The sequence below is a fragment of the Kaistia sp. 32K genome (assembly GCF_016629525.1).
Lineage (GTDB): Bacteria > Pseudomonadota > Alphaproteobacteria > Rhizobiales > Kaistiaceae > Kaistia.
The window spans coordinates 3,696,534-3,717,910 of sequence record NZ_AP024269.1; the positions used below are offsets into that span (position 1 = coordinate 3,696,534).

Consider the following 21,377-nt stretch of genomic DNA (forward strand, 5'->3'; position numbering starts at 1 on the left):
ACGTCCCGCGCCGGGGATCCTCCCTCCCGGCGCGGTGCCTGTTTCGGGAATGCTAGAGCGTTTTCGAGCGAAGTGGCTACCGGTTCGCGTGAAGAAAACGCGATCCAACAAATAGCAAGCGCATGACAGGGAGGCCGTCCCTAGGGACGGCAGGGGCCGGGCACGATTTTGGCCCCGCGATCAGCCGCGCCGCAGCAGCAGCGTGCCGTCGCCGTCGACCGCCGCGCTCAGCGCCTCGTAGTCGTCGACCGAGGCGTGTTCGGTCGCGAGCGGCGCGGTATGGGTCGCCTGGATGACGACGACGTTCGCCCCGGCCCGCTCGGCCGCCTCGATGCCGGCGGGGGCATCCTCGAAGATGAGGCAGTCCGACGCCGAAACGCCGAGCCTCTCGGCCGCCAGCAGGTAGCAATCCGGCGCGGGCTTGCCGATCGTCACGTCGTCGGCGGTGACGAAGACGGCGGGCGGCGTCAGGCCGGCGGCGCCGAGCCGGGCGAGCGCCAGGGCGCGCGGGGCCGAGGTGACGATCGCCCAGCGATCCGGCGGCAGCGAGGCGAGGAAGGCGCCGGCCGCGCCGATCTCGCGGACGCCATCGACGTCGTCGATCTCGTCGCGGGTCAGCGCCTCGGCCTCGGCATCGGCGTCGACGCCCGGCAGAGCGAGCTGGCGGATGGTGTCGATGGCGCGCTTGCCGTGCAGGGTCGGCAGGAAGGCTTCGACATCGAGCCCGTGCCGCGTCGCCCAGCGCGTCCAGACCCGCTCGGCCGCCTCGATCGAGGTGAGCAACGTCCCGTCCATGTCGAACTGGAACGCGGCGAACGATCGTCCACCGAACAGAATCTCAGTCATTTCCAAAACCTCTTGGCGGCGGGGAAAGCGCATGCGGCACGGCTGCGAGCGGCTTCCCCTTACGCCGCCAGCCCCGGGCTGTCAGCCCCGCCGGCGGGAAAATCGCGCCGCACGAGAAGCAAGAAAGGCCCTCACCCAACCCTCTCCCGCAAGCGGGCGAGGGCTTTTTCTCCGCGCGCTGCATTGATCCGGATACCGATCGACCGGGTTCGGCGCGCCCCCTCTCCCGCCGGCGGGAGAGGGTCGGGGTGAGGGTCTGCTCGGACCTAGTCCGCGGTAGTGCAGTTGGTCAGCTTGCCGGCGACGGTCAGCATCGCGCCCTTGCCCTTGATCCAGAACTCGACGTCGTCCTTCTGGTAGCGGCCGCCATCGGCGGAGACGACCTGCGGCAGGACGAGGGTCCGCCCATCGGCGAAGACCAGCTGCGCGGTGCTGCCTTCCGGCGAGGGCGGGCTGAAGGTCGCCGTCAGCGCGGTGCCGTCCTCGCAGCGATAGTCGAAATCGGCCGCCGAGGCCGCGTCGACCGCTACGAACATCGACGCGAAACCCAGCCCCAGAACGACGCCGCGATGGTGGAACTGCATGAAACTCTCCGCTCCGGGATATCCGACAAAGCCCAACAAAGCGACGAAGGGCCGGTTTTCGCTGTAAAGTCAGCAACTTCCCAACGATAGCCATCCGGACGGCGACGTCCAGACCTTCTTCACCTTCCCGGAAAAGGCGGTATCCGGCTGCTTTTATACTCGATTGAATTTGTAGATTTTGTCGTGTTTAAGAACCCGATCTCCGGTTCGATGAAGTGAGGATGCGATGCGGGTGCATGAGGCGAGAACGATCGAGTTCCAGCGGCGGATGGCGGAGGACGGCATCGACGTCACCGTGCTGCATGACGCGGACTCGATCTACTATTTCTCGGGCTTCTGGGGCTATCTCGGGATGGAGTATGACCGGGCGACGCTGCTGGTCATCCCGCGCCTCGGCGCCCCCACCCTCATCACCCCGGCGATGGAGGCCGAGCTGGCGCGCCGGCTCGGATCGATCGAGGACGTGCGCGAATGGACCGACGGCATCGACGGCGAATGGCCGCGCCATGTCGAGGCGATCTTCGCCGGCAAGCCCTATCGGGTCATCGGCCTCGAGACTTTCAAGACCCACCCGCGCGTCACGACCGTCCTGCAGACGCTGAACCTCGACGCCGAGTGGCGCGACGTCTCGCGCGTGATCGGCACGCTGCGCTCGATCAAGTCGCCGGAAGAGATCGCCACCATGCACCAGGCCGGCGAGGTCGCCGTGGCGATGGTGGAAGGCGGCCGCGCCGCGATCGCCGAGGGCGTGCCGGAATATGAGCTGGCGCTCGCCGTCCTCGCGGCCGGCACGCGCCGCGCGGCCCGCTTCCTGGCCGACAATGGCGAGGACGCGCTGGTCTCGCCGACCATCTACAACCTTCAGATCCTGCAATCCGGCTGGGAAACCTGCATGGTGCATCGCCGCTCGACGGTGAAGCCGCTCCGGAAGGGCGACCCAATCTATTTCTGCTTCTGCGGCATGGCGACCTTCAAGCAGTTCAAGCTCGGCTTCGATCGCGAATTCTTCCTGGGCTCGGCGACCGACGAACAGCAGCACACCTATGAGACGGTCGTCCGGGCGCAGCAGGCGGCGCTGGCCGAGATCCGCCCCGGCGCGATCGCCGAGGAGGTGCACGCCGCCGCCGAGGAGGTGTACCGGTCGGCCGGCTTCGGCCTCGCCTACCGTACCGGCCGCGCCATCGGCTATTCCTATCTGGAGGAGCCGCAGCTGAAGCGCGGCGACAAGACGTCGCTGCAGGCCGGCATGACCTTCGCCGTGGACGGCGGCATCACCATCGCCAACACCTTCGGCGCGCGGATCGGCGATTCCATCGTCGTCACCGAGACGGGCTTCGACTATCTGACGCGCTATCCGCGCGAGTTCACGATCGTCTAGATCTGTGATCGGAGGGCGAGCCGGCCCTGGCGCCGGCTCCGCCCCTCGCCGTTCCTTAGCCGGCTTCGGGAAGCTGCAAGACGCCGTGAAGCGAGATCGCCGCGCGACCGCCGAGCACCACGCGGTCGCCGCGATCCTCGCAGCGGATGGTGCCGCCGCGCGCCGACAATTGCCGCCCGACCAGCTTGGTCTTGCCGAGCCGCCGCGCCCAATAAGGCGTCAGGCAGCAATGCGAGACGCCGGAGACGGGATCCTCGGGAACGCCATTTGCCGGCGCGAAGAAGCGCGAGACGAAATCCGCGTCGCCGCCTTCGATCCCCTCGGCCAGCGCCGTGACGATCACCGCCGGCAGTTCCAGCCGCGCCACCGCGGAAAAATCCGGGCGCAGGTTCGCTACGTCCTGCCAGCGCTCGAAGACGAACAGATGATGCTTCGCGGCGAAGGCCTCGACGGGAAGGGCGCCGAGCGCCGCGACGACCGCGTCGGTGACCTCCGCCGGACGGGGCGGCAGCGCGCCCATGTCGAGCGCGACGCCGTCGCCGTCGCGGCGAACCAGCATGTAGTCGTCGCCGGTGCGGAAGCGCACCTCGGCGCGGCCGGGCTCCAGCTTCGCGAGCACGAGATGGCCGGCGGCGAGCGTCGCGTGGCCGATATGGTCGACCTCGCGCGTCGGCGTGAACCAGCGGATGCGATAGTCGTCGCCCTCGGGCGCGAAGAACACCGTCTCGGTCTGGTTCAGCTCGGCCGCGATCGCCTGCATGGTGGCGTCAGGGAGCCATTCGGGCAGCGGGCAGACGCCGGCCGGGTTGCCGGAGAGCGGCCGATCGGCGAAGGCGTCGATGATGTAGGCGTCGAGGCTCATGACGTTTCCCTTCCGGCGGCCCAGGCCGCGATTCCGGCGGGATCGCGATGGCCGGCGATGGCGTCGGCGACGCCGTTGGCGATCAATGGCGCCAGCTTGAAGCCGTGCCCGGAACAGGCGCTCACCACCCAGCCGACGGCGCCGAGCGGCTGCACGAAGAAGCTCTCGTCATCCGTGACCGTATAGAAGCAGGTCTTCGTCTCGACGATCCGGTAGCGCTCGAAGCCGGCGAAGGCAGCGGCCGCCGCCGCGATCACCGGATCGGCGTCCTCGGCGGTCGCCGCGCGATCGTCGTCGGGGTCGCCGCGCAGACTGAAGTGATGGTCGCCGATCTTCAGGCGCGTGCCGCCACGCGGCGGCAGCGTGTAGCTCAGATGCTCGCCATCCTCGATCAGGATCGGGGCCGAGGCCCAGGCGGCGCGAAGCGCTTCCGGCGGATCGAGGAACAGCACGGTCTGGCGCGAGGGCGTCACCGCGGGCGCCACTTCCGGCAGCAACTTCGTCACCCAGGCGCCCGCCGCGACCACCACCTGGTCCGCCGCATGGGTCTTGCCAGCGACGACGACGCGGCCATGCTCGAGGTCGATCGCCTCGACGGGGCTGTGCTCGTGCAGCACGACGCCGACGAGGCGCAGCCATGCCGCGAGGTCTGTCACGATCCGCTGCGAGAACAGCAGCCCTGCGCCGCCGACTTCGACGACGCGATGGATGCCGCCCAGCCGCACCATCGGCAGCCGCGCGGCGATCTCCGCCTCGGTGAGCTCGCGATGGTCGATGCCGAACGCGTCGAGATCGCGCGCCGTCGTCGCATACCAGTCGTCTTCCAGCCGGCGCACATAGGCGATGCCGGTCGGCAGATAGTGGCTAATGCCGAGGTCCTGCCACAACCCGTCATAGGCCCGGAAGGCGTCCGGCATCAGCCGGGTGTAGCCTTCGAGCGGACCATAGGTGTGGCGGGTGATGCGGTGTTCGTCGAAGGAGGACGACAGCGGATTGGGGATCGGGCCCTGGTCGAACACCTCGACCGCGAAACCCCGGTGGTGGAGCGCCCGCGCGAGCGACAGCCCGGCGATCCCCGCTCCAACGACAATGACCTTGCTCAAAGCCATACTTTCTCGTTTCTCTTCTCAGCCGACCGGCTGCAGCAGGAGCGTATGCTCGGCCCGCCAGCTCAGTATGATTTCACTGCCGGGCTCCGGCCGCTCGTCGACGCCGCGCACGCCCAGATTGACCTTGAGGATGGCGCCGCCCGGGATCGCGACCTCAAGGCCGAGATGGTCGCCGAAATAGATCGACTGCCCGACCCGGCCGGCGACGCGGTTCTCGCCATGCCCCTCGCCGATCGCGATCCGCTCCGGCCGGATCGAGACCAGCACGTCGTCGCCGCGCGGCGCGGGATCGCCGAGAACGCCGGCGAGCTGCAGCCCGGCCGCCGCGTCGATGCGCGCGACGGGACCGTTGCCGCCCGGCACGAGACGGCCGGAGAGCGCGTTGGTCTCGCCGATGAAGCGGGCGACGAAGCCGTTCGCCGGCTGCTCGTGGATGGTGCGCGGCGCAGCCAGCTGCTGCACGCGGCCCTGATGGAACACCGCGACCCGGTCCGACATGACCATCGCCTCGGTCTGGTCGTGCGTCACATAGATGATGGTGAGGCCGAGCTCGCGATGCAGCCGGCGGATCTCCAGCTGCATCTGCTCGCGCAGCCGCTTGTCGAGCGCGCCGAGCGGCTCGTCCATCAGCACCAGCTTCGGCTCGAACACCAAGGCCCGCGCCAGAGCGACGCGCTGCTGCTGGCCGCCGGACAATTGCGCCGGCCGGCGCTTGCCGAGATCGCCGAGCTCGATCATCTCCAGCGCGCGCGCCACCCGGCGGCCGATTTCCGCCTTCGGGATGCCGCGCAGCGTCAGCGGGAACGCGACGTTCTCGGCGACGCTCATATGCGGAAAGAGCGCGTAGCTTTGGAACACGACGCCGAAATCGCGCTTGTGCGGCGGCAATTCGGCGATCGAGCGGCCCGCATAGAGGATCTCGCCGCCGCTCGCCTGCTCGAAGCCGGCGATCATCATCAGCGTCGTCGTCTTGCCGGAGCCGGAGGGGCCGAGCAGGGTCAGGAACTCGCCCCGCTCCACCGAAAGATCGAGCGCATCGACGACGAGACCGCCGCCGTCATAGCGCTTGGTGACGCCGTGGAGGCGAAGCAGCGGCTCGGCGCGCTCAGGCCTATCTCCAGCGGTCATGCGCCCTGCCCCGTCGACGCCAGCCGCCGCGAGCGGCGACGCAGCGCCTCCACGGCGACGAGGAAGGTGATGGAGAGGAGGAGCAGCAGCGTCGCCACGGCGGTGACGATCGGGCCCGTATTTTCCTTGATCCCGGAGAACATCTGTAGCGGCAGGGTCCGTTGCGAAGGGGCGGTGACAAAGGAGGCGATGACGACCTCGTCGAGCGACGTGGCGAAGGCGAACACGGCGCCCGCGGCGACGCCCGGCGCGATGATCGGCAGCATCACGCGGCGAAAGGCCGTCAGCGGGCCGGCGCCGAGGCTCGCCGCCGCGCGCCAGAGCGTCCGGTCGAAGGACTGCAGCGAGGCGACGACGCTCAGCGTCACGAAAGGCAGGCCGAGCGCTGAATGAAAGATCACCAGCCCGGTCAGGCTGTTGCTGAGCGAAACCGTCGCCAGCGCGAAATAGGCGCCGAGCGCCAGGATGACGATCGGCACGACCAGGGGCAGCAGGATGGCGAGCAGCGCCAGAACCCGCGCCCGCCCCCGCAGCCGGTCGATGCCGAGCGCCGCGGCGGTGCCGATGAGGGTGGCGATCAGCGCCGAGGCGATGCCGACCCGGAGGCTGTTTCCGAGTGCGTCGCGCCAGGCGCCGGACGCCAGCGCCTCGCCATACCAGTGCAGCGAGAGCCCCGGCAGCGGGAACGCGATGATGCTGCCGGAGGAGAAGGAGACCGGCACGACGACGAGCGCCGGCAGCACCAGGATGGCGACAAGCAGCAGCGCGCCGAACCGCATGACGCCGCGCGGCAGCGGCAGTCCATAATCGACCTTCATCCGCGCGCTCCCTCCAGCGCCCGCATCGGCTTCATGACAGCGATCAAGACGCCGACGAGCACGAGGAAGAAGACCAGCGACACCAGGCCGAGCCCGGCGGCGAGGCCCGGATTGTTGGTTCTGAGCACGGCGAGCTCGATGAAGGTGCCGATCATCCGGTCGGCCGGGCCGCCGACGAGGGCCGGCGTGATGTAGTAGCCGGCGGCGGAAGCGAGCACGAACAGGATGCCGGCGGCGATGCCGGCGCGCGCCTGCGGCAGGTAGACCCGGCGCACGCTCTGCCACGGCGTCGCGCCGAGCGAGCCGGCGGCCATCAGCTGCGTCCTCGGGATGGCGCGGAGCGCGTTGTAGATCGGCAGCACCATGAAGGGCAGCAGCACATGCGTCATGGCGACGACGACCGCGAGGCGGTTGAAGGCGAGATCGAGCGGCGCCGAGATCAGGCCGATCCGCTGCAGGACGCCGTTGATCAGGCCGTTCGATTGCAGGAGCAGGATCCAGGCCATGGCGCGGACGAGAATGGAGGTCCAGAGCGGCAGCATCAGCACCAGCAGCCAGCGCTCGGCCGATTTCGGCGGCAGCGACGCCAGATAGAGCGCGAGCGGCAGGCCCAGGATCAGGCAGAGCGCCGCGACCGAACCCGCGATGACGAAGCTTCGGACGACGATGCTGCGATAGATGGCGAGATCGGCCGGCCGGCTGACGATCTCGCCGCTGGCGTTGCGCTCGAGATCGAAGGCGGCGAGGAGATAGCGGTCGGTCCAGGGGCCGCTCGAGGCGCGGATTGCCTGCCAGATCTCGGGCTTGGCCCAGCGACCATCGGCAGCGACCAGCGCGGCTTGCGCGTCCGCAGGCCTTTCGAGCGCCACGGCCCGCGCCGCCACGAGCGGCGTCCGCAGGCCCGGCTTTTCGATGTTGAGGCGGCGCGCGACCCGGCCGACGGCCGTATCGGAGGCCTCCGTGAGATCGGTGACGAGCGCCGCATAGAGGTCCGGCGACGGCGCGGCGTGCGCGCTCGCCAGGAGCTCGACGGTGCGCGGCAGGCCGGCCGAAACGTCGCGATCCCCCACGCTCTCCCAGACGAGCAGGAACAGCGGCAGGCCGATCACGGCGAGCAGGAACAGCGACATCGGCGCAAGCAGCAGCGCCGTGAAAAACCGCGCGCGATTGTCGCGCGCGGTGCCTTTTTCGACCCGGGCCATCCGCCGTTACTGGCTGGCGAAGGCGTTGAAGCGCTCGGTCAGCGGCTCGATGTTCTCGGACCAGAAGGTCGCGTCGACCTGCAGCGCGCCGGCGAGGTTCTTCGGATAGGTCGGCAGCTCCGCGGCGATCGCCTCGGGCAGCGCCGCCGTCGCCTTGGTGTTGGTCGGTCCGAAGGCGACCAGCTCCGGCAGGATCTGCTGCTGGCTGGCGCGCGAAGCGAAATCGATGAACTTCAGCGCCTCATCCTTGTTCGGGCTGTTCTTCAGGATCACCCAATTGTCGAGCGCGTAGATGCTGCCCGGCCAGATGAACTTGAAGTTGCGCTTGTCGGTTTGGTTGGCGGCGGTGACGCGGCCGTTGAAGGCCAGCACCTGCGAGGCCTCGCCCGAGGCGAGCAGCTGGATCGCCTGGCCGCCGCTCTCGAAGAAGATCAGGTCCGGCTTGATCGTGTTCAGCTTGGCGAAGGCGCGGTCGACGCCTTCCGGGGTGCGCAGCGTCGCATAGACCTGGTCGACGGGGACGCCGTCGGCGATCAGCGCCAGTTCCAGCGCGTATTTCGGGCCCTTGCGCAGGGCGCGCTTGCCGGGGAACTTCTCGACGTCGAAGAAATCGGCCACCGTCGTCGGCGCCGCGCCGGCCTTGTCGGCGTCATAGGCGATGCCGGCCGACCAGGTGATGGCGCCGACGCCATACTTGTTCTGCGCCGCCGGGATCAGCTCGTCCCTGGCGCTGATCTTGCTCCAGTCGATCGGCTCGAACAGGCCCTCGGCGCTGCCGATCTGCAGCTCCTCGACCTCGACATGGACGACGTCCCAGCCGGGATCGCCTGCCGCTTCGGCGCGGGTCCGCAGCGTGCCGACGCCGCCTTCCCAGCTGTCGTCGATGACCTTGTTGCCGCTCTCCTTCGCGAAGGGCTCGAAATAGGCCTTGCGCTGGGCGTCCTGGAAATTGCCGCCCCACGAGATGACGGTCAGGTCACGGGCCATGGCGACCGTGCTCGCCCCGGAAATCAGGGCGACCACGGCAAGTCGAAGAAGACGGGAGTTCATGGATTGGGCCTTCTGGCTAATGTGATTCAAAAATACGATTATCTTGATAGACATTATCAATAATAGCTGTCAATCGCCTGCCGAGCCCGTCATTCGCCTCTCCGGCGTCGCGAAATTGCCGACCTCCCGACGCGAGGATTGTTGGCGCTTGCCACCCTCCGGCCCGGCGCACGCGCCGCCCCGGAAAACGGGACGACGCGAGGCCCAGGCGATGGGTTTTGGGAGAGGAAATCCAGCCGGCTAGCGGGCGTCGCTCCGGCGCGGCGCGTGCCGGTCATAGGCGAGCTTCGCCAGCAGGATCAGGCCCCAGGCGATGCCCGTCGCGTGCTGGCTGGCGCCGGCGAGGTTCAGGACCGAGGCCGTGACCTGCAGCGCGACGACGGCGAGGAACAGCCCCCAGACCGAGCCGCGTCCGCCATCCGGGTTGATGCCGCCCAGCACCGCCGCCAGCAGCGTCGCGAGCAGATAGCTGTCCGCATAGCCCATGCGGGCCGAATTGAAGCGCGACAGCATGATGAGGCCGGCAGAGGCGCTCAGCAGGCCGGAGAGCGCGTAGCTGACGACATAGAGGCGGCGGGTGTCGACGCCGGCGAAATGCGCCGCCGGCTCGTTCAACCCGACGGCGCGCAGCCGGAAGCCGAAGGGTGTGCGCGCCAGCACGAAGGCGAGCGCCAGCACGGCGGCGAGGAAGACGAAGGCGATCACCGGAATGCCGAGGACGGCGCTCGCGGCCAGCGCCGGCACATAGGCCGGCAGGTTGCCGACGGCGCTGCCGCCCGTCACCAGCACGCCGATGCCGGTAAAGATCAGCATGGCACAAAGCGACGCCAGCACCGGCGTGACGCGGAGATAGGCCACCACCAGTCCGATCAGCGCGCCGGCGAAGGCGCCGGCCAACAGACCGAGCGGGATCGGCGCGATATCGGCGAACGGGCCGCCGGCGAGCGCGCCGAAGGCGAGCGCGGTGACGATCGCCGAGAGATTGGCGATGGCGACGACGGCGAGGTTGATGCCGCCGGTCAGCATCGGCAGCGCCATCGCCAGCGACAACAGGCCGAATTCCGGCAGCTGATAGGCGAGCGAGCGCAGGAAACCGCCGCCGGGGATGACGCCGGTGCCGCTCAGCGCCAGCAACAGAAGGCCGAAGCCGAGGGCGAGCCAGACGAGGCGCGGCGAGGAGCCCCGCCGCGAGGCCGTGACCGGGGGGACAAGCGAACTCATGCCAGGGCCCTCGCCTTGGTCTGCCGGCGACGCATCAGCTGCAGGCAGAGACTGATCAGGACGACGCTGCCGGTGGCGACCTGGTGCCAGTAGGGCGAGACGCCGTTCAACACGAGCGCGTTGCCGAAGAGGCCGATGAACAGCACGCCGAGCAGCGTGCCGAGGACGGTGCCGCGACCGCCGATCAGGCTGGCGCCGCCGAGCACGGTTGCCGCCACCACGTCGAGCTCGCGCCCGACCAGCGCCCCCGGCGTGACGGCCTGCAGGAGCTGCGCCTGCGCGAGACCAGCGACGCCCGAGGCGAGGCCAAGATAGCCATAGGCGAAGAGATTGACCGCGAGGATGGAGATGCCCTGCCGGCTCGCTGCCTCGCGGCTGCCGCCGACGGCGCGGACGATCCGGCCCCAATGCGTGCCGCGCAGGATGAAGGCGGTGACGAGCGCGAAAACGAGGAGCAGCACGAGCTGCAGCGAGAGCGGATAGCCACCGATCCGCGCGACCACCGAGGTCGAGAAGAATTCCGGGAAATCGTAGAGCATGGCGCCGCGCGAGACGAGGATCAGCGCGCCGGCATAGATGTTGAGCAGCGCGATGGTGACGACGATCGGCGGTGTCCGCAGCCAGGTCACCAGCGCGCCGTTGAGCACGCCGAAGGCGAGCCCGGTGACGCTGACCAGAAGGATCGAGAGCGTCCAGCCGAGATCGGTCCGCGCCAGCACGACGGCGAGGCCGAACTGCGTGATCGAGGCGATCGCCGTGAACGAGATGTCGAGGCCGCCGGCAAGCAGCACGACCAGCAGGCCGAGCGCGAAGATGCCGGTAACGCTCGCCGTCGCGGCGACGTCGAGCAAATTGTAGGGGGACAGGAAGTCCGGCGTGAACAGGGCCGTGACGACGGCCAGAAGCAGGACCGCCAGCAGCAGCGTGCGCGTCGACAGCTTCTCGGGATAGGTCTCACCCATGAACGATCTCCGACAGCCTGTCGATCGAGACCTCGCCTGGGGAATAGGCGGGTCCCAGCCTGCCGGCCTGCATGACATGGACACGGTCCGCGATGGACCAGACTTCCTCGACCTCGTCCGAGATCAGGAGGATGCCGGCGCCGCGCGCCGCCGCCTCGCGCACGATCCGGTAGATCGCCGCGCGCGCCGTGACGTCGACGCCGACGGTGGGGGAATCGAGGAGCAGCAGGATCGGGCGGGTCGCCAGCCATTTGGCGAGCACGACGCGCTGCTGGTTGCCGCCGGAAAGCGTGGTGACCAGATTGTCGACGTCCGGGGTCTTGATCTCGAGCGCCCGCACGAGGTCGGCGACCAGGGCGTCGGTCGCCTTCTGGTCGACCAGGCCGAAGCCGTTGGTGAGCCGCCCGCGGCTGGGCAGCGCGATGTTGTCGGCGATGCTGGAGCCGAGCACGAGGCCGAGCGAAAGCCGGTCCTCCGGCAGATAGGCGACGCCGGCTTCGATGGCGTCGCGGTTGGAGGCGAAGTGCCTCACCTGGCCTGCGACGCGGATCTCGCCGCGATCGGGTTTTCGAAGGCCGAACAGGGTCTGCGCCAGCTCCGTGCGGCCCGCGCCGAGCAGGCCGGTCAGGCCGACGATCTCGCCGGCCCGGATCGTCAGGTCGACGCCGTCGAATTCGTTGACCCGGCCGAGGCCGGAGGTCTCGAGCACGATCGCGCCGTCCGTGGCGGCGGCGTCGTTGCGGGTCGGCGCATGCACGGCGGCGCCCGCCATCGCCTCGTGCAGGCGGTCGGCGTCGAACTCGGCCCGGTCGAAGCGGGCGACGATCGCGCCGTCGCGCAGCACCAGCGCCTCGTCGGCGATCTCGGCGACCTCGTCATAGCGATGGCTGACGAACAGCACGGCGACGCCGTCGCGGCGCAAATCCTCGACGACGGTGAACAGCCGCTCGGCTTCCTGCCGCGTCAGCGAGGCGGTCGGCTCGTCGAGGATCAGGAAGCGCGCTTCGCCGGCGAGCGCCCGGGCGATCGCGACCACCTGCCGCTCGGAGATCGAGAGGCTCTCGACTGGCGCGTCGAGATCGAGTTTCACCTTGATGCGATCGAGTACGCTGCGAACCTTCGCCCGGTCGCGCGAGCGCCGGCGCAGGCCGAAAGGCCTCGCCCGCGTCGCGCCGAAGACGACATTGTCGGCGACCGAGAGGTTCGGGAACAGCGCCAGGTCCTGGTAGATGACGTCAACGCCGGCCGCCTTCATGCCCTGCGGCGACGCGCCTGTGATCGCCTTGCCGTCGATGCGCACAGCGCCGCGATCCGCCTGCAGCACGCCGGTCAGGATCTTGATCAGCGTGCTCTTGCCGGAGCCGTTCAGGCCGCAAAGCGCATAGACCTTGCCGCCCTCCAGGCGAACCGAGATACCGTCCAGCACCGTGACGGCCCCGAAATTCTTGGCGAGGCCGTCGGTTTCGAGGATCGATGCGCGGGTCACGATCCCTCGCGGGCCGCGACGGTTCCGTTCGCGGGATCGATGACGTCGAAGGTCTTCGCCACCGGGTGCGTCTGATCAGGCGGGATCACCGCCTCGCCGCGATCGAGCGCGACCGTCTTCAGCCCGGCCACACGGGCCGCGTCGAGCTCGCCGATGGAATCCGACAGGAACAGGATCTCGCCCGGCTCCAGACCCAGCGCTGCCGTGATGGCGCGGTAGGAACCCGCCTCCAGCTTGGGGCCGGTCGTCGTGTCGAAGAAGCCGGAGAACAGCGTCGCCAGATCGCCATGCGGCGTGTGGCCGAAGACGAGCTTCTGCGCGAGGATCGAGCCGGACGAATAGACATGGAGCCGATAGCCGGCCTCGTGCCATTCCCGCAAGGACCGAGCCGCGTCGTGATAGACGTCGCCGACCAGCTCGCCGTCGCGAAAACCTTGCGTCCAGATCAGGCCCTGCAGCGCCTTCAGCGGCGTGATCTTGCGATCGGCGTCGCTCCAGCTGATCAGGAGATCGATCACGGCCTGGTCGTCGAGCGTGTCGTCGCCGGCGAGCGCGCGCGCGTCGGCGAGGATGCGGAGAACCGCCTCGTCCTCGCGGTGCGCGGCGAGATACTCGCCGATCCGGCCGCGGGCATAGGGGAAGAGGCTATCTCTAACGAAGGAGATCGAGGTGGCGGTGCCCTCGATATCCGTAACGATGGCGCGGATCGGTTGCGCGCTCATGCTGCCGGCTTCCAGCGCAGCTTCTCGAGCTCGCAATTGAGCAGGAACTCGATGCCGACCGCATGCCGGCGGGCATGCTCGAGCGACGCGCCCCAGGTATAGAGGCCGTGGTTCGAGAGCAGGTAGCCGACGACGACGCCGTTCGCTTCCTTCAGCCGCTGCGTGACGCGCTTTTCCAGCGCCTGGATGTCCTGGTCGTTCTCGAAGACGAGCAGGATGGCCGGCACTTCATGCGTCGGGATGCCGAACAGCGCCTTCTGGATCTCGTAGCCCTCGAAATGCAGCTCGCCCGCTTCGAGATGCTTGGCGGAAAGCAGCGTCTGCGCCACCGAATGGGTATGCAGCACGCCGTTGATCTCGGGATCGTTGCGATAGAGGGCGCGGTGCAGGTCGGTCTCGGCGGAGCTGTTCGCCGGATGCGGGCCGTCGATCGCCGAGAACAGGATGTGCTCCGGCCGCAAAAAGCCCTTGTCGAAACCGGAGGCGGTGATGGCGATGTGCTTGGCGTCGACGCGGCGGGAGAAATTGCCGCTCGTCGCCGGCACGAGGCCCTGCTGGCCGAGATAGCGGCCGACCGAGATGATCTCGACGGCGGCTTCGGCAAAGGAGACTTCGGAGGCGCGATTGACCACGCCCAGGGTATCGGTCGTCATGGTTCTCTGTTCTTCGTCAGGAGGAGCCGGCCGCGCGCGACCACGGCCGGCGGATCGCTAGGATCAGAAGTCGAATTCGCCGACGTTCTCGGCGGTGAAGGTGCGGGTCGCCTTGAAGCGGACGACCTTGTCGGCGTCCTCGACCGTGCCCTTGCCGAGGCCCGGCAGCTCGATGCCGGTCTCGACCGGCTCCTTGTCGACGACCTTCTTGGCGAGCGCGACGAGGCCGTAGCCGGCGTCGGCCGGATCCCAGAGGAAGCCCTCGCTGATCAGGCCCTTCTTCAGGTAGGGAGCGGCCTGCTTCGGCAGCACGTTGCCGACATTGGCGACGGAGCCGGCGGGCTTGCCCTGCTGCTCGAGCGCGCGGGCGAAGCCGATCGGGCCCTGGCTGCCGAAGGCGACGAAGCCCTTGATGTCGGGATTGGCGCGCAGGATCTCCTGCGAGGTGCGGAAGCTGTCGTCGAGGCTCTCGCCGACCGGATAGCGATCCGCGATCAGCGTCAGGTCCGGATACTTGTCCTTCAGATAGGCGAGGCCGATATCGGCCCATTCCTTGTGCAGCGGCACCGTCAGCGAGCCGACGACGAGGGCGAACTTGCCCTTGCCGCCGGTCAGGTCCGCGAGCTTCTGGAAGACCGAGGTCGCGAATTCGCGGTTGTCGATCGTCTCGAGATCCCACTGCGCGCCCTGCTGACCGGGCGATTCATGCGTGACGACGACAATGCCGGCGTCGCGGGCCCGCTGCAGCACCGGCGCGAGCGCGCTGGCATCGTTCGGAACGACGGCGATGGCGTCGACGCCCTTGGCGATCAGGTCCTCGATCAGCTTGACCTGCTGGGCGGGATCCGCCTGGGTCGGGCCGACCTGGTAGGCGTTGACGCCGAGATCGGCGGCGGCCTTGGTGACGCCCTGCTCGAAGCGGTTGTACCAGGGAATACCGGTGATCTTCACCACGACGGCGATCTCCGGCTTGTCGGCGGCATGTCCGGCCTGGGCGAAGCCGGCGGCGAGCAGCGCGCCGGTGCCGACGGTGAGCAGAAGGCGCTTGAAAGAGGACTTCATGAGAATGGATCCTGGGGAAGCGTCGCGGCCCGAAATCAGGCGGCGACCGATGATGACGAAAGAAAACGCTTGAGCGCGGCCAGGCGCGCATAGGCCCGGTTCCAGGCCTCGGTGTCGCTCGGTTGGTACTCCTTGACCTGGAAGGACTTGCGGACGAGCGGCCGGCCGGCCGCGAAATCGGGGAGGACGCCGCGCGCGACGAGCTGGGCGATGACATTGCCGGCGACCGTCGCCTCGACGGGACCGGCGACGACGCGCTTGCCGGTGGCATCGGCGATCGCCTGCAGCAGCAGCGGGATGGCCGCGCCGCCGCCAACGACATAGAGCGTGTCGAGCGCGACGCCGCCGAGGCGCTCCATCTCAACGACCGTGTCGCGATAGGAGAGCGCGAGGCTGTCATAGATCGAGCGCGCCAGGGCGCCCGACGTCGCCGGCGCCGCGTGACCGCGCGCCTCGAACCAGCCCCTGATCGCGCCGGCCATCGAGGCCGGATCGCGGAACACGCCGTCATCAGCGTCGAACACGAAGGCAAGCGGCTCCGAGGCTTCGGCCGCCTGCTCCAGCGCCTTGAAGCTGAGGCCTGAATCCCGCCGCGCCAGCTCGCGCCGCAGTTCCTGCGTCAGCCAGAGACCGGCCTGGATCTTGTGATGCACGACCGTGCCGCCGGCGCCGCACTCATTGGTGAAGTTGAACTCGCGCGAGGCGTCGGAAAGATCCGGACGGTCCAGCTCGCGCCCGACCAGCGACCAGGTACCGAGGCTGATGAAGGCAGACGGCGCATCGTCGAGATAGGGAATGGCGGCCGCGGCCGACGCCGTGTCGTGGCTCGCCACCGCGACGACGTCGAACGGCACCGAAATGCCGAGGCGCTCGCGTTCGGCGGCCAGCAGCGGACCGATCACCGTGCCACTCTCGACCAGCTCCGGAAAAATCCGGCGCGGAATGTCGAAGAGGCCGGCGAGCTCGAAATCCCAGTTCCGCGTCACGGGATTGACCAGCTGGGTCGTCGAGGCGATCGACACCTCGCCGACGCGCAGGCCCGTCAGCAGGAAGGCGACATAGTCCGGCGTCAGGAAGAGATCCTGCGCGAGGTTGAGCAGCCAGGGCTGGTCGCGCCGGTCGGCGATCAGCTGCAGCAGCGTGTTGATCTCGATCTCCATCGCGCCGGTGCGGCGATAGAGCTGCGGCTTGGAAATCGTCGCGTAGACCGTGTCGAACAGGCTCTGGGTGCGCGGATCGCGCATGTGACGGAGGCCCGCGACCATCGTCCGGCTCTGGTCGAGCAGCGCATAATCGACGCCGAAGCTCTCGATGCCCAAGGTCGCCGGCCCGTCGAGCCGGGGCGCGACGGCGACGAGCGCCTCGCCGATGCCCTGCCAGAGCCGCAGGAAATCCCAGTACCAGCGCCCGGCAAGCTGCACCGGGCCGTTCTCGAAGCGGTGCACTTCCTCGATGGCGATCGATCCCGCCTCAGTGAGCTCGGCCAGGTGCAGCCTACCGCCGGAACTGCCGAGATCGAGGGAAACGAGGTTGCGGCCGCCGGCCGGATGGATCGCCTGGGTCGGGACGCGGGTCATGAGCGCGCGCCTTAAGCCTGGGCCACGGCCGGGCTCGCCGCGCCGCTTTCGAACAGGGGCAGCGTCTCGGCGATCGCGCTGCCGGTGAACTTCGCCACCCAGCCTTCGGGCGAGACGAACAGGCGGATGGCGGTAAAGCTCGGCTCCGACCCCATGTCGAACCAGTGCGGCGTGCCCGCCGGCACTGACAGGAGATCGCCGCGCGTGCAGACGACCCGATAGACCTTGTCGCCGATGTGGAGATAGAAGGCGGCGCTGCCCTCGACGAAGAAGCGAACCTCGTCCTCGTCGTGGGTATGCTCGGCGAGGAACTTCTGCCGGAAGGCGACGCGATTGGGATTGTCCGGCGCAATGCGGAAGACATCGATCGAGTTGTAGCCGGCTTCGTCCGAAAGGCGCTTGATCTCGCGACCATAAGCCGACAGGATTTTTTCATCTCCGGCGTCGCGCTGGAGCTCTACATCCGCGCTCCACAATTCATACCGGACACCGACAGCACCGAGAAGCGCGGTGATTTCATCTCTATTGGACGTATCGGCCAGATTCACATCCGGGTGAACGTCACTATAAATCGAAAGCTGTGTCATTATTTCGCAGTCCGCCGACAGGTCGCCATTTCGACGTTGTCACGGCTGAAATCTACGAACTCACCCCCTCAACTTCGAGGCACGATCGCCCCTCCGACAAATCAGAGGCGGAAATTTAACCCGATAATCACGATAGGTTTAGTATTGTATTGTTTTGATTTCAGCACCCCCGCGCGCATCGCGGCGGCGTCGGACGGGAGGCTCCGCCCTGGCGCCTGCCGGGCTTGGCGAACCGGCTCCGGAATGGCCGGGGCCGCAGGGTCACACGTGCAGAAACGGGGCATCCCGCCGCGTGATCTCAGCGCCAGGCAGCGAAAGTGAGGATTTCAATCCTCGACATGCAGGGTCTGCACCTGCGGCAGGCCGATGATCTCGACGCCACACCGGCGCGCGAGCGCCGCGAAGGCTTCCGTCTCGATCAGGCGATGATAGGGCCGGTCGGGGAAATTGATGCCGGCGCGATGGAGGTTGGCGTCGACCAGCAGCATCGTGCCGCCGACCGAATCCAGCCGGACGCGCGGCAGGTAGCGCAGGTCCTGCAGATAGAGCCGCAGATGGTGGGCATGCGGCTGGTAGAGCCCATCGCGGACATGCTTGATCCACTCATGGTCCTTCGGCTCGGCGGTGGCGATCCAGGCGTTCTGATCAAAACTCTTGCCGCCGATCTGCCGGACCGAATCCGGATGCACCACGCGGGCCCGCTCGGCCAGCATGCGCGCGAGGATGTCGGGCGGGAAATCGATGATGTCGGCATCGATCCAGAGCACCCAATCCTCGTCGGCCAGCCCCTCGCGGAGCAGCAGATTGCGCACCTTGGCGATGCGGCCGCGGCGATCCCGCTGGAAGGCAATCTCCCAGCGCGGCCCCTGCTCGCGGACCGCGAACTCCTGCCGGATCAGCGCACTTCGGCGGAACCGGTCCTTGCGGCTTTCCAGAAACGCCTGGACCCGCTCGAGGCTGTCATCCGACGAATTGCCGACCAGCAGCGCGATCGAGAGCTTCTCGGCCGGAAAATCGAGCGCGTCGATCCGGGCGAACAGGGCATCGAGCGTCCGCGCCGCGTTGCGGACGGGAATGGCGATCAGCACCGTTCCGTCCGCCGGCGCCTCGCTTGCCAGCACGGCGCGGTTGACGGCCTGCTCGCGCAAGGCCGGATCCTCGAGGCGGCGTTCGCGCCAGCGCAGCCGCGCCTTGCGGAACGCCGTCTTGATCCGTACGGCGGCGGGCGGCCCCTTCTCGCCGGGGATCCAGGTGCCGTGCCAATGATGCTGCGCCAGCGGCGGCACCGCCGCGTCGAGATCCGGACAGGGACGGCCATATTTGTCGCGCGGCGAGAACATGGAGCCCGGGATGATGTCGGGCCGGATGCCCGCATCGGCCGCGTCCACCGCGCCGGTCAGCAGGAAGGGCCCGGTCGCGTCGAGCGGATCGAGCGCGTGGCGGCACCGGACGGCGAGCTCGATCACGTCGTCCCAGAAGGGATGGCCGGCGGGAGAGGCCATGACGGCGTTGGAGACGATACGCTGGAGGCCGCGCACCACCACCAGCTTCTCGGCCAGATGGCTCACCGGCTCCTCGGCGAAGAGCGGCCGGTCGCGGTCGAGGATCTCCTCAAACGACCGGAGCGCCTCGGCGTCGAGATCGGCATAGACGCCGCCATGGCTGCGCAGCACGAGATAGCGGCCGAGGTCGGCGCGCTGGATCGGGCGCGGATAGCCGAAATAGAGCTCGGCCAGATGCGGATATTCCTGCCGGACGAGGGCCGCGAGGTCGTCATCCGTCCAGAGCCGGATTTCCCAGCCGGGATGCAGCCGGGGCCAGCTGGCGACGAATTCCCGCATGGCAGCCGGGATGTCCCGGTCGCGCCAGGTCTGATGGACAATTCTGGGAATCATGTCTGCGACACCGCCTTGAGCGCCGAGACGACGGCGTCCTGGATTGGATCCGGTCCGAAGCGGCGCCATGCCGTAGCATGACCGCGCGCGCGAAGCTCCTCCCGGAGCGTCCGGTCGCGCCAGAGCCGCAGGATCTCCGCCGCCAGCGCCCTGTCGCTTTCGGCGAGGATTATGTCGTGCCCATGGCGCAGGCCGAGCCCTTCCGCCGCCAGCGGCGTGGCGACGACCGGCAGGCCCCAGGCCATCGCTTCGACGATCTTGAACCGCGTTCCCCCGCCGCTGCGGAGCGGCACCACCGCCATGTGGGCGGCACGAAGCAGCGGCGTCAGGTCGTCGGGATTGGCGACGATGCGGATGTCGGGAGCCGCGAGCCGGCGCACCCGCCGCGCCGGCTGGCGTCCGGCGAGCGTCAGCCGGACCTCCGGCAGCGCACTCCGCAATTTAGGCAGGATCTTTCGCGCCAGGGTCTCGGAGGCGCGGACGTTCGGCGTGTAGCCGAGATGGCCGACGAAGAGGAGTTCGGGACCGACCGCGCCCGGCTCGGCAGGCAGCTGGCGCGGCGCCAGGTCGGCGCGCGGCAGGCCATTCGGAACGACATGGGCCGGACCGAGCCCGCGCTCGGCGAGCCGGCCCGCGTCTTCCTCCGAGCAGGCCCAGATCCCGTCCACCGCCGCCGCGACCCGCGCTTCGATCGCCGCGATCGCGCGCGCGTCGCGCCGGCGCTTCACGCCGAACCAGTCGCGTCGCCTGGCGATCTGGTTGGCGAGATCGGATTCGACATTGTGCAGGTCAAGGACCAGCCGCGCTCCGCTTTCCTGCAAGAGGTCGAGGAAGGGATGCAGGCCGAGATGCTCGACGACGACGAGGTCCGGCCGGAATTCGGCGAGCACCTTGGCCAGCTTGCCGAGCATCGCGTCGTCGATGCCGAGGTCGATCGAGGTTTGCTGCGGGTCCAGCTGGTAAAGCTTCGCGGCATCGGCGCCGAGATGGCGCGTCGCGAGGTTCGGGACGCTCGTCGGCCCCTCGCCACCGGCGATCAGCGATACGAGCAGGACCTCGCCGAGCCCGGCCGCGGCGGAAGCGTTCTGCCAGTTGCGCAGGTCCGCCCCCGTCACGGGCGGAAAGGCGGGGTGCGCCGTCAGGAACAGGGTGCGCGTCATCGCAGGCCCGGCCTTCCGAAGCCCTGCCGCATCGCGAGCTTCACCCGGAACCGCAGCCATCGATAGGCATCGGCGCCGGTCTTCGGCGCGCGGCGCGCGAGGGTCAGGAAGTGCCTGGCGTCGGCGAGTTCGCCCCGGCGCAGATGGATGCGGGCGACCCGGATCCCCATGAAGGCCTCGCGCCTCCCGAGTGCGACTCGGCGGATGCCCCGGTCCTCGAGGGCGAGCAGGCTTCGGCGCCACTGTTCGAAGCTCCTGCGCGAATCCCGCACCAGCCGCTCGTCGGAGCGCTGCAGGCTGACATGGTAGGTCATGACCGCGGCACCAACGATCGCAATTCGGCAACAGGCCAGCATCGCCGCCCAGAACAGCGTGTCCTCGTCATAGGCGAGAGGCCCCGGAAAGCGCTGGCCGTCGAGGGCGGATCGCAGGATCAAGCCGCAGCCGATGACGATGACGACAGCGGCGCCCGCCAGATATTCCTCGGCCGAGAGGCGCTCCGGCCGATGGCGAAACAGGCTTCGGTCGCGGTCTCTGCGCTGGATATAATAAGAGCCGAGCACGAGTTCGGGCGCCTGCGGCCCCTCGCCCGCCGCGACCAGGGCCCTCAGCCCGCCCGCCTCATGCGTATCGTCGGCATCCAGGAAATAGACCCACCGCCCCCGCGCCCGCGAAATCCCGTGGTTTCGCGCGCTGCCGGCATCGCGGAAATTCGTCGAGGCCAGGACGATCGGCAGCCCCAGTTCCGCAGCGCTGGAACGCGCGACCGCGGCGGTGTCGTCGGTGGAGCCGTCATCGATGACGATCAGCTCGAGAATGTACGCGCGCTCGCTGACAAGCGACGCCATGGTTGTACTGATGGTATTGGCCGCATTGTGTGCAGGCATGATGACACTGACACACGGGACGCCCAACTCGGAAGTAGAATTGGATACCATACAGATTTAACACTATGTAATTGATTTCATAGTGCTAACACATACGCAAAATCCCGCAAGGCAAGATTTTCCATGGAACAGGCCGGTGGGCGGACGCGCTTGGCGGCGCTCGCCCGGAGAGGGCTTTCTGTCTCGGG

At 68.4% G+C, this 21,377-nt stretch carries 20 protein-coding genes; 1 reads left to right on the forward strand and 19 read right to left on the reverse strand.

Going from position 1 to position 21,377, the window contains the following annotated elements:
* Nucleotides 1–180 precede the first annotated feature (180 nt).
* Complete coding sequence (locus K32_RS17140) at nucleotides 181–846, reverse strand: HAD-IA family hydrolase (RefSeq protein ID WP_244669565.1); 666 nt, start codon at nucleotides 844–846, stop codon at nucleotides 181–183.
* Nucleotides 847–1,112: 266 nt separating this feature from the next.
* Entirely contained in the window at nucleotides 1,113–1,430 is a 318-nt protein-coding gene (locus tag K32_RS17145) for an MliC family protein (protein WP_244669566.1), read from the reverse strand.
* Between the two features lie 226 nt (nucleotides 1,431–1,656).
* Here K32_RS17145 and K32_RS17150 point away from each other — a divergent pair, with 226 nt between their 5' ends.
* Nucleotides 1,657–2,808 (forward strand): Xaa-Pro peptidase family protein, encoded by a 1,152-nt coding sequence (locus K32_RS17150; protein WP_201400685.1) that lies wholly within the window; start codon nucleotides 1,657–1,659, stop codon nucleotides 2,806–2,808.
* Between the two features lie 55 nt (nucleotides 2,809–2,863).
* Here K32_RS17150 and K32_RS17155 read toward each other — a convergent pair whose 3' ends face one another.
* The 17 genes from K32_RS17155 to K32_RS17235 form a co-directional block, all read right to left on the reverse strand.
* Complete coding sequence (locus K32_RS17155; RefSeq protein WP_201400686.1) at nucleotides 2,864–3,670, reverse strand: PhzF family phenazine biosynthesis protein; 807 nt, start codon at nucleotides 3,668–3,670, stop codon at nucleotides 2,864–2,866.
* A complete protein-coding gene (locus K32_RS17160) occupies nucleotides 3,667–4,779 on the reverse strand; it encodes an FAD-binding oxidoreductase (protein ID WP_201400687.1) in 1,113 nt (370 codons plus the stop codon). Before K32_RS17160 ends, K32_RS17155 begins: the two co-directional genes overlap by 4 nt.
* An 18-nt stretch (nucleotides 4,780–4,797) precedes the next feature.
* Nucleotides 4,798–5,907 (reverse strand): ABC transporter ATP-binding protein, encoded by a 1,110-nt coding sequence (locus tag K32_RS17165; protein ID WP_201400688.1) that lies wholly within the window; start codon nucleotides 5,905–5,907, stop codon nucleotides 4,798–4,800.
* Nucleotides 5,904–6,725 (reverse strand): ABC transporter permease, encoded by an 822-nt coding sequence (locus tag K32_RS17170; RefSeq protein ID WP_244669568.1) that lies wholly within the window; start codon nucleotides 6,723–6,725, stop codon nucleotides 5,904–5,906. The genes K32_RS17165 and K32_RS17170 overlap by 4 nt, the downstream gene beginning before the upstream one ends.
* The gene (locus tag K32_RS17175) at nucleotides 6,722–7,927 is read right to left on the reverse strand and encodes an ABC transporter permease (RefSeq protein WP_201400689.1); all 1,206 of its coding nucleotides are present in this window, start codon (nucleotides 7,925–7,927) and stop codon (nucleotides 6,722–6,724) included. The genes K32_RS17170 and K32_RS17175 overlap by 4 nt, the downstream gene beginning before the upstream one ends.
* Before the next feature lie 6 nt (nucleotides 7,928–7,933).
* On the reverse strand, nucleotides 7,934–8,977 hold the full coding sequence (locus K32_RS17180) for an ABC transporter substrate-binding protein (RefSeq protein ID WP_201400690.1): 1,044 nt from the start codon (nucleotides 8,975–8,977) through the stop codon (nucleotides 7,934–7,936).
* A gap of 240 nt (nucleotides 8,978–9,217) precedes the next feature.
* Nucleotides 9,218–10,198, reverse strand: coding sequence for an ABC transporter permease (locus tag K32_RS17185; RefSeq protein ID WP_201400691.1), 981 nt, complete (start codon nucleotides 10,196–10,198; stop codon nucleotides 9,218–9,220).
* Entirely contained in the window at nucleotides 10,195–11,160 is a 966-nt protein-coding gene (locus tag K32_RS17190) for an ABC transporter permease (RefSeq protein ID WP_201400692.1), read from the reverse strand. Before K32_RS17190 ends, K32_RS17185 begins: the two co-directional genes overlap by 4 nt.
* Nucleotides 11,153–12,646, reverse strand: a complete 1,494-nt coding sequence (locus tag K32_RS17195; RefSeq protein WP_201400693.1) for a sugar ABC transporter ATP-binding protein — start codon at nucleotides 12,644–12,646, stop codon at nucleotides 11,153–11,155. The genes K32_RS17190 and K32_RS17195 overlap by 8 nt, the downstream gene beginning before the upstream one ends.
* The gene (gene mtnC, locus K32_RS17200) at nucleotides 12,643–13,368 is read right to left on the reverse strand and encodes an acireductone synthase (RefSeq protein WP_201400694.1); all 726 of its coding nucleotides are present in this window, start codon (nucleotides 13,366–13,368) and stop codon (nucleotides 12,643–12,645) included. Before mtnC ends, K32_RS17195 begins: the two co-directional genes overlap by 4 nt.
* Nucleotides 13,365–14,021: a methylthioribulose 1-phosphate dehydratase gene (mtnB, locus tag K32_RS17205; protein WP_201400695.1), complete on the reverse strand. Its 657-nt coding sequence runs from the start codon at nucleotides 14,019–14,021 to the stop codon at nucleotides 13,365–13,367. Before mtnB ends, mtnC begins: the two co-directional genes overlap by 4 nt.
* 63 nt (nucleotides 14,022–14,084) lie before the next feature.
* Nucleotides 14,085–15,083 carry a substrate-binding domain-containing protein gene (locus K32_RS17210; RefSeq protein WP_201400696.1) on the reverse strand — a complete coding sequence of 333 codons (999 nt, stop codon included), beginning with the start codon at nucleotides 15,081–15,083 and terminating at the stop codon, nucleotides 14,085–14,087.
* Nucleotides 15,084–15,118: 35 nt separating this feature from the next.
* Nucleotides 15,119–16,660 carry a rhamnulokinase family protein gene (locus tag K32_RS17215; RefSeq protein ID WP_201400697.1) on the reverse strand — a complete coding sequence of 514 codons (1,542 nt, stop codon included), beginning with the start codon at nucleotides 16,658–16,660 and terminating at the stop codon, nucleotides 15,119–15,121.
* An 11-nt stretch (nucleotides 16,661–16,671) separates the two neighbouring features.
* Nucleotides 16,672–17,247, reverse strand: coding sequence for an acireductone dioxygenase (locus K32_RS17220; protein WP_201400698.1), 576 nt, complete (start codon nucleotides 17,245–17,247; stop codon nucleotides 16,672–16,674).
* 326 nt (nucleotides 17,248–17,573) lie between these two features.
* On the reverse strand, nucleotides 17,574–19,142 hold the full coding sequence (locus K32_RS17225) for a glycosyltransferase (RefSeq protein ID WP_201400699.1): 1,569 nt from the start codon (nucleotides 19,140–19,142) through the stop codon (nucleotides 17,574–17,576).
* Nucleotides 19,139–20,302, reverse strand: coding sequence for a glycosyltransferase family 4 protein (locus K32_RS17230; protein ID WP_201400700.1), 1,164 nt, complete (start codon nucleotides 20,300–20,302; stop codon nucleotides 19,139–19,141). Before K32_RS17230 ends, K32_RS17225 begins: the two co-directional genes overlap by 4 nt.
* Nucleotides 20,299–21,240 (reverse strand): glycosyltransferase family 2 protein, encoded by a 942-nt coding sequence (locus K32_RS17235; protein WP_201400701.1) that lies wholly within the window; start codon nucleotides 21,238–21,240, stop codon nucleotides 20,299–20,301. The genes K32_RS17230 and K32_RS17235 overlap by 4 nt, the downstream gene beginning before the upstream one ends.
* Between the last annotated feature and the right edge of the window lie 137 nt (nucleotides 21,241–21,377).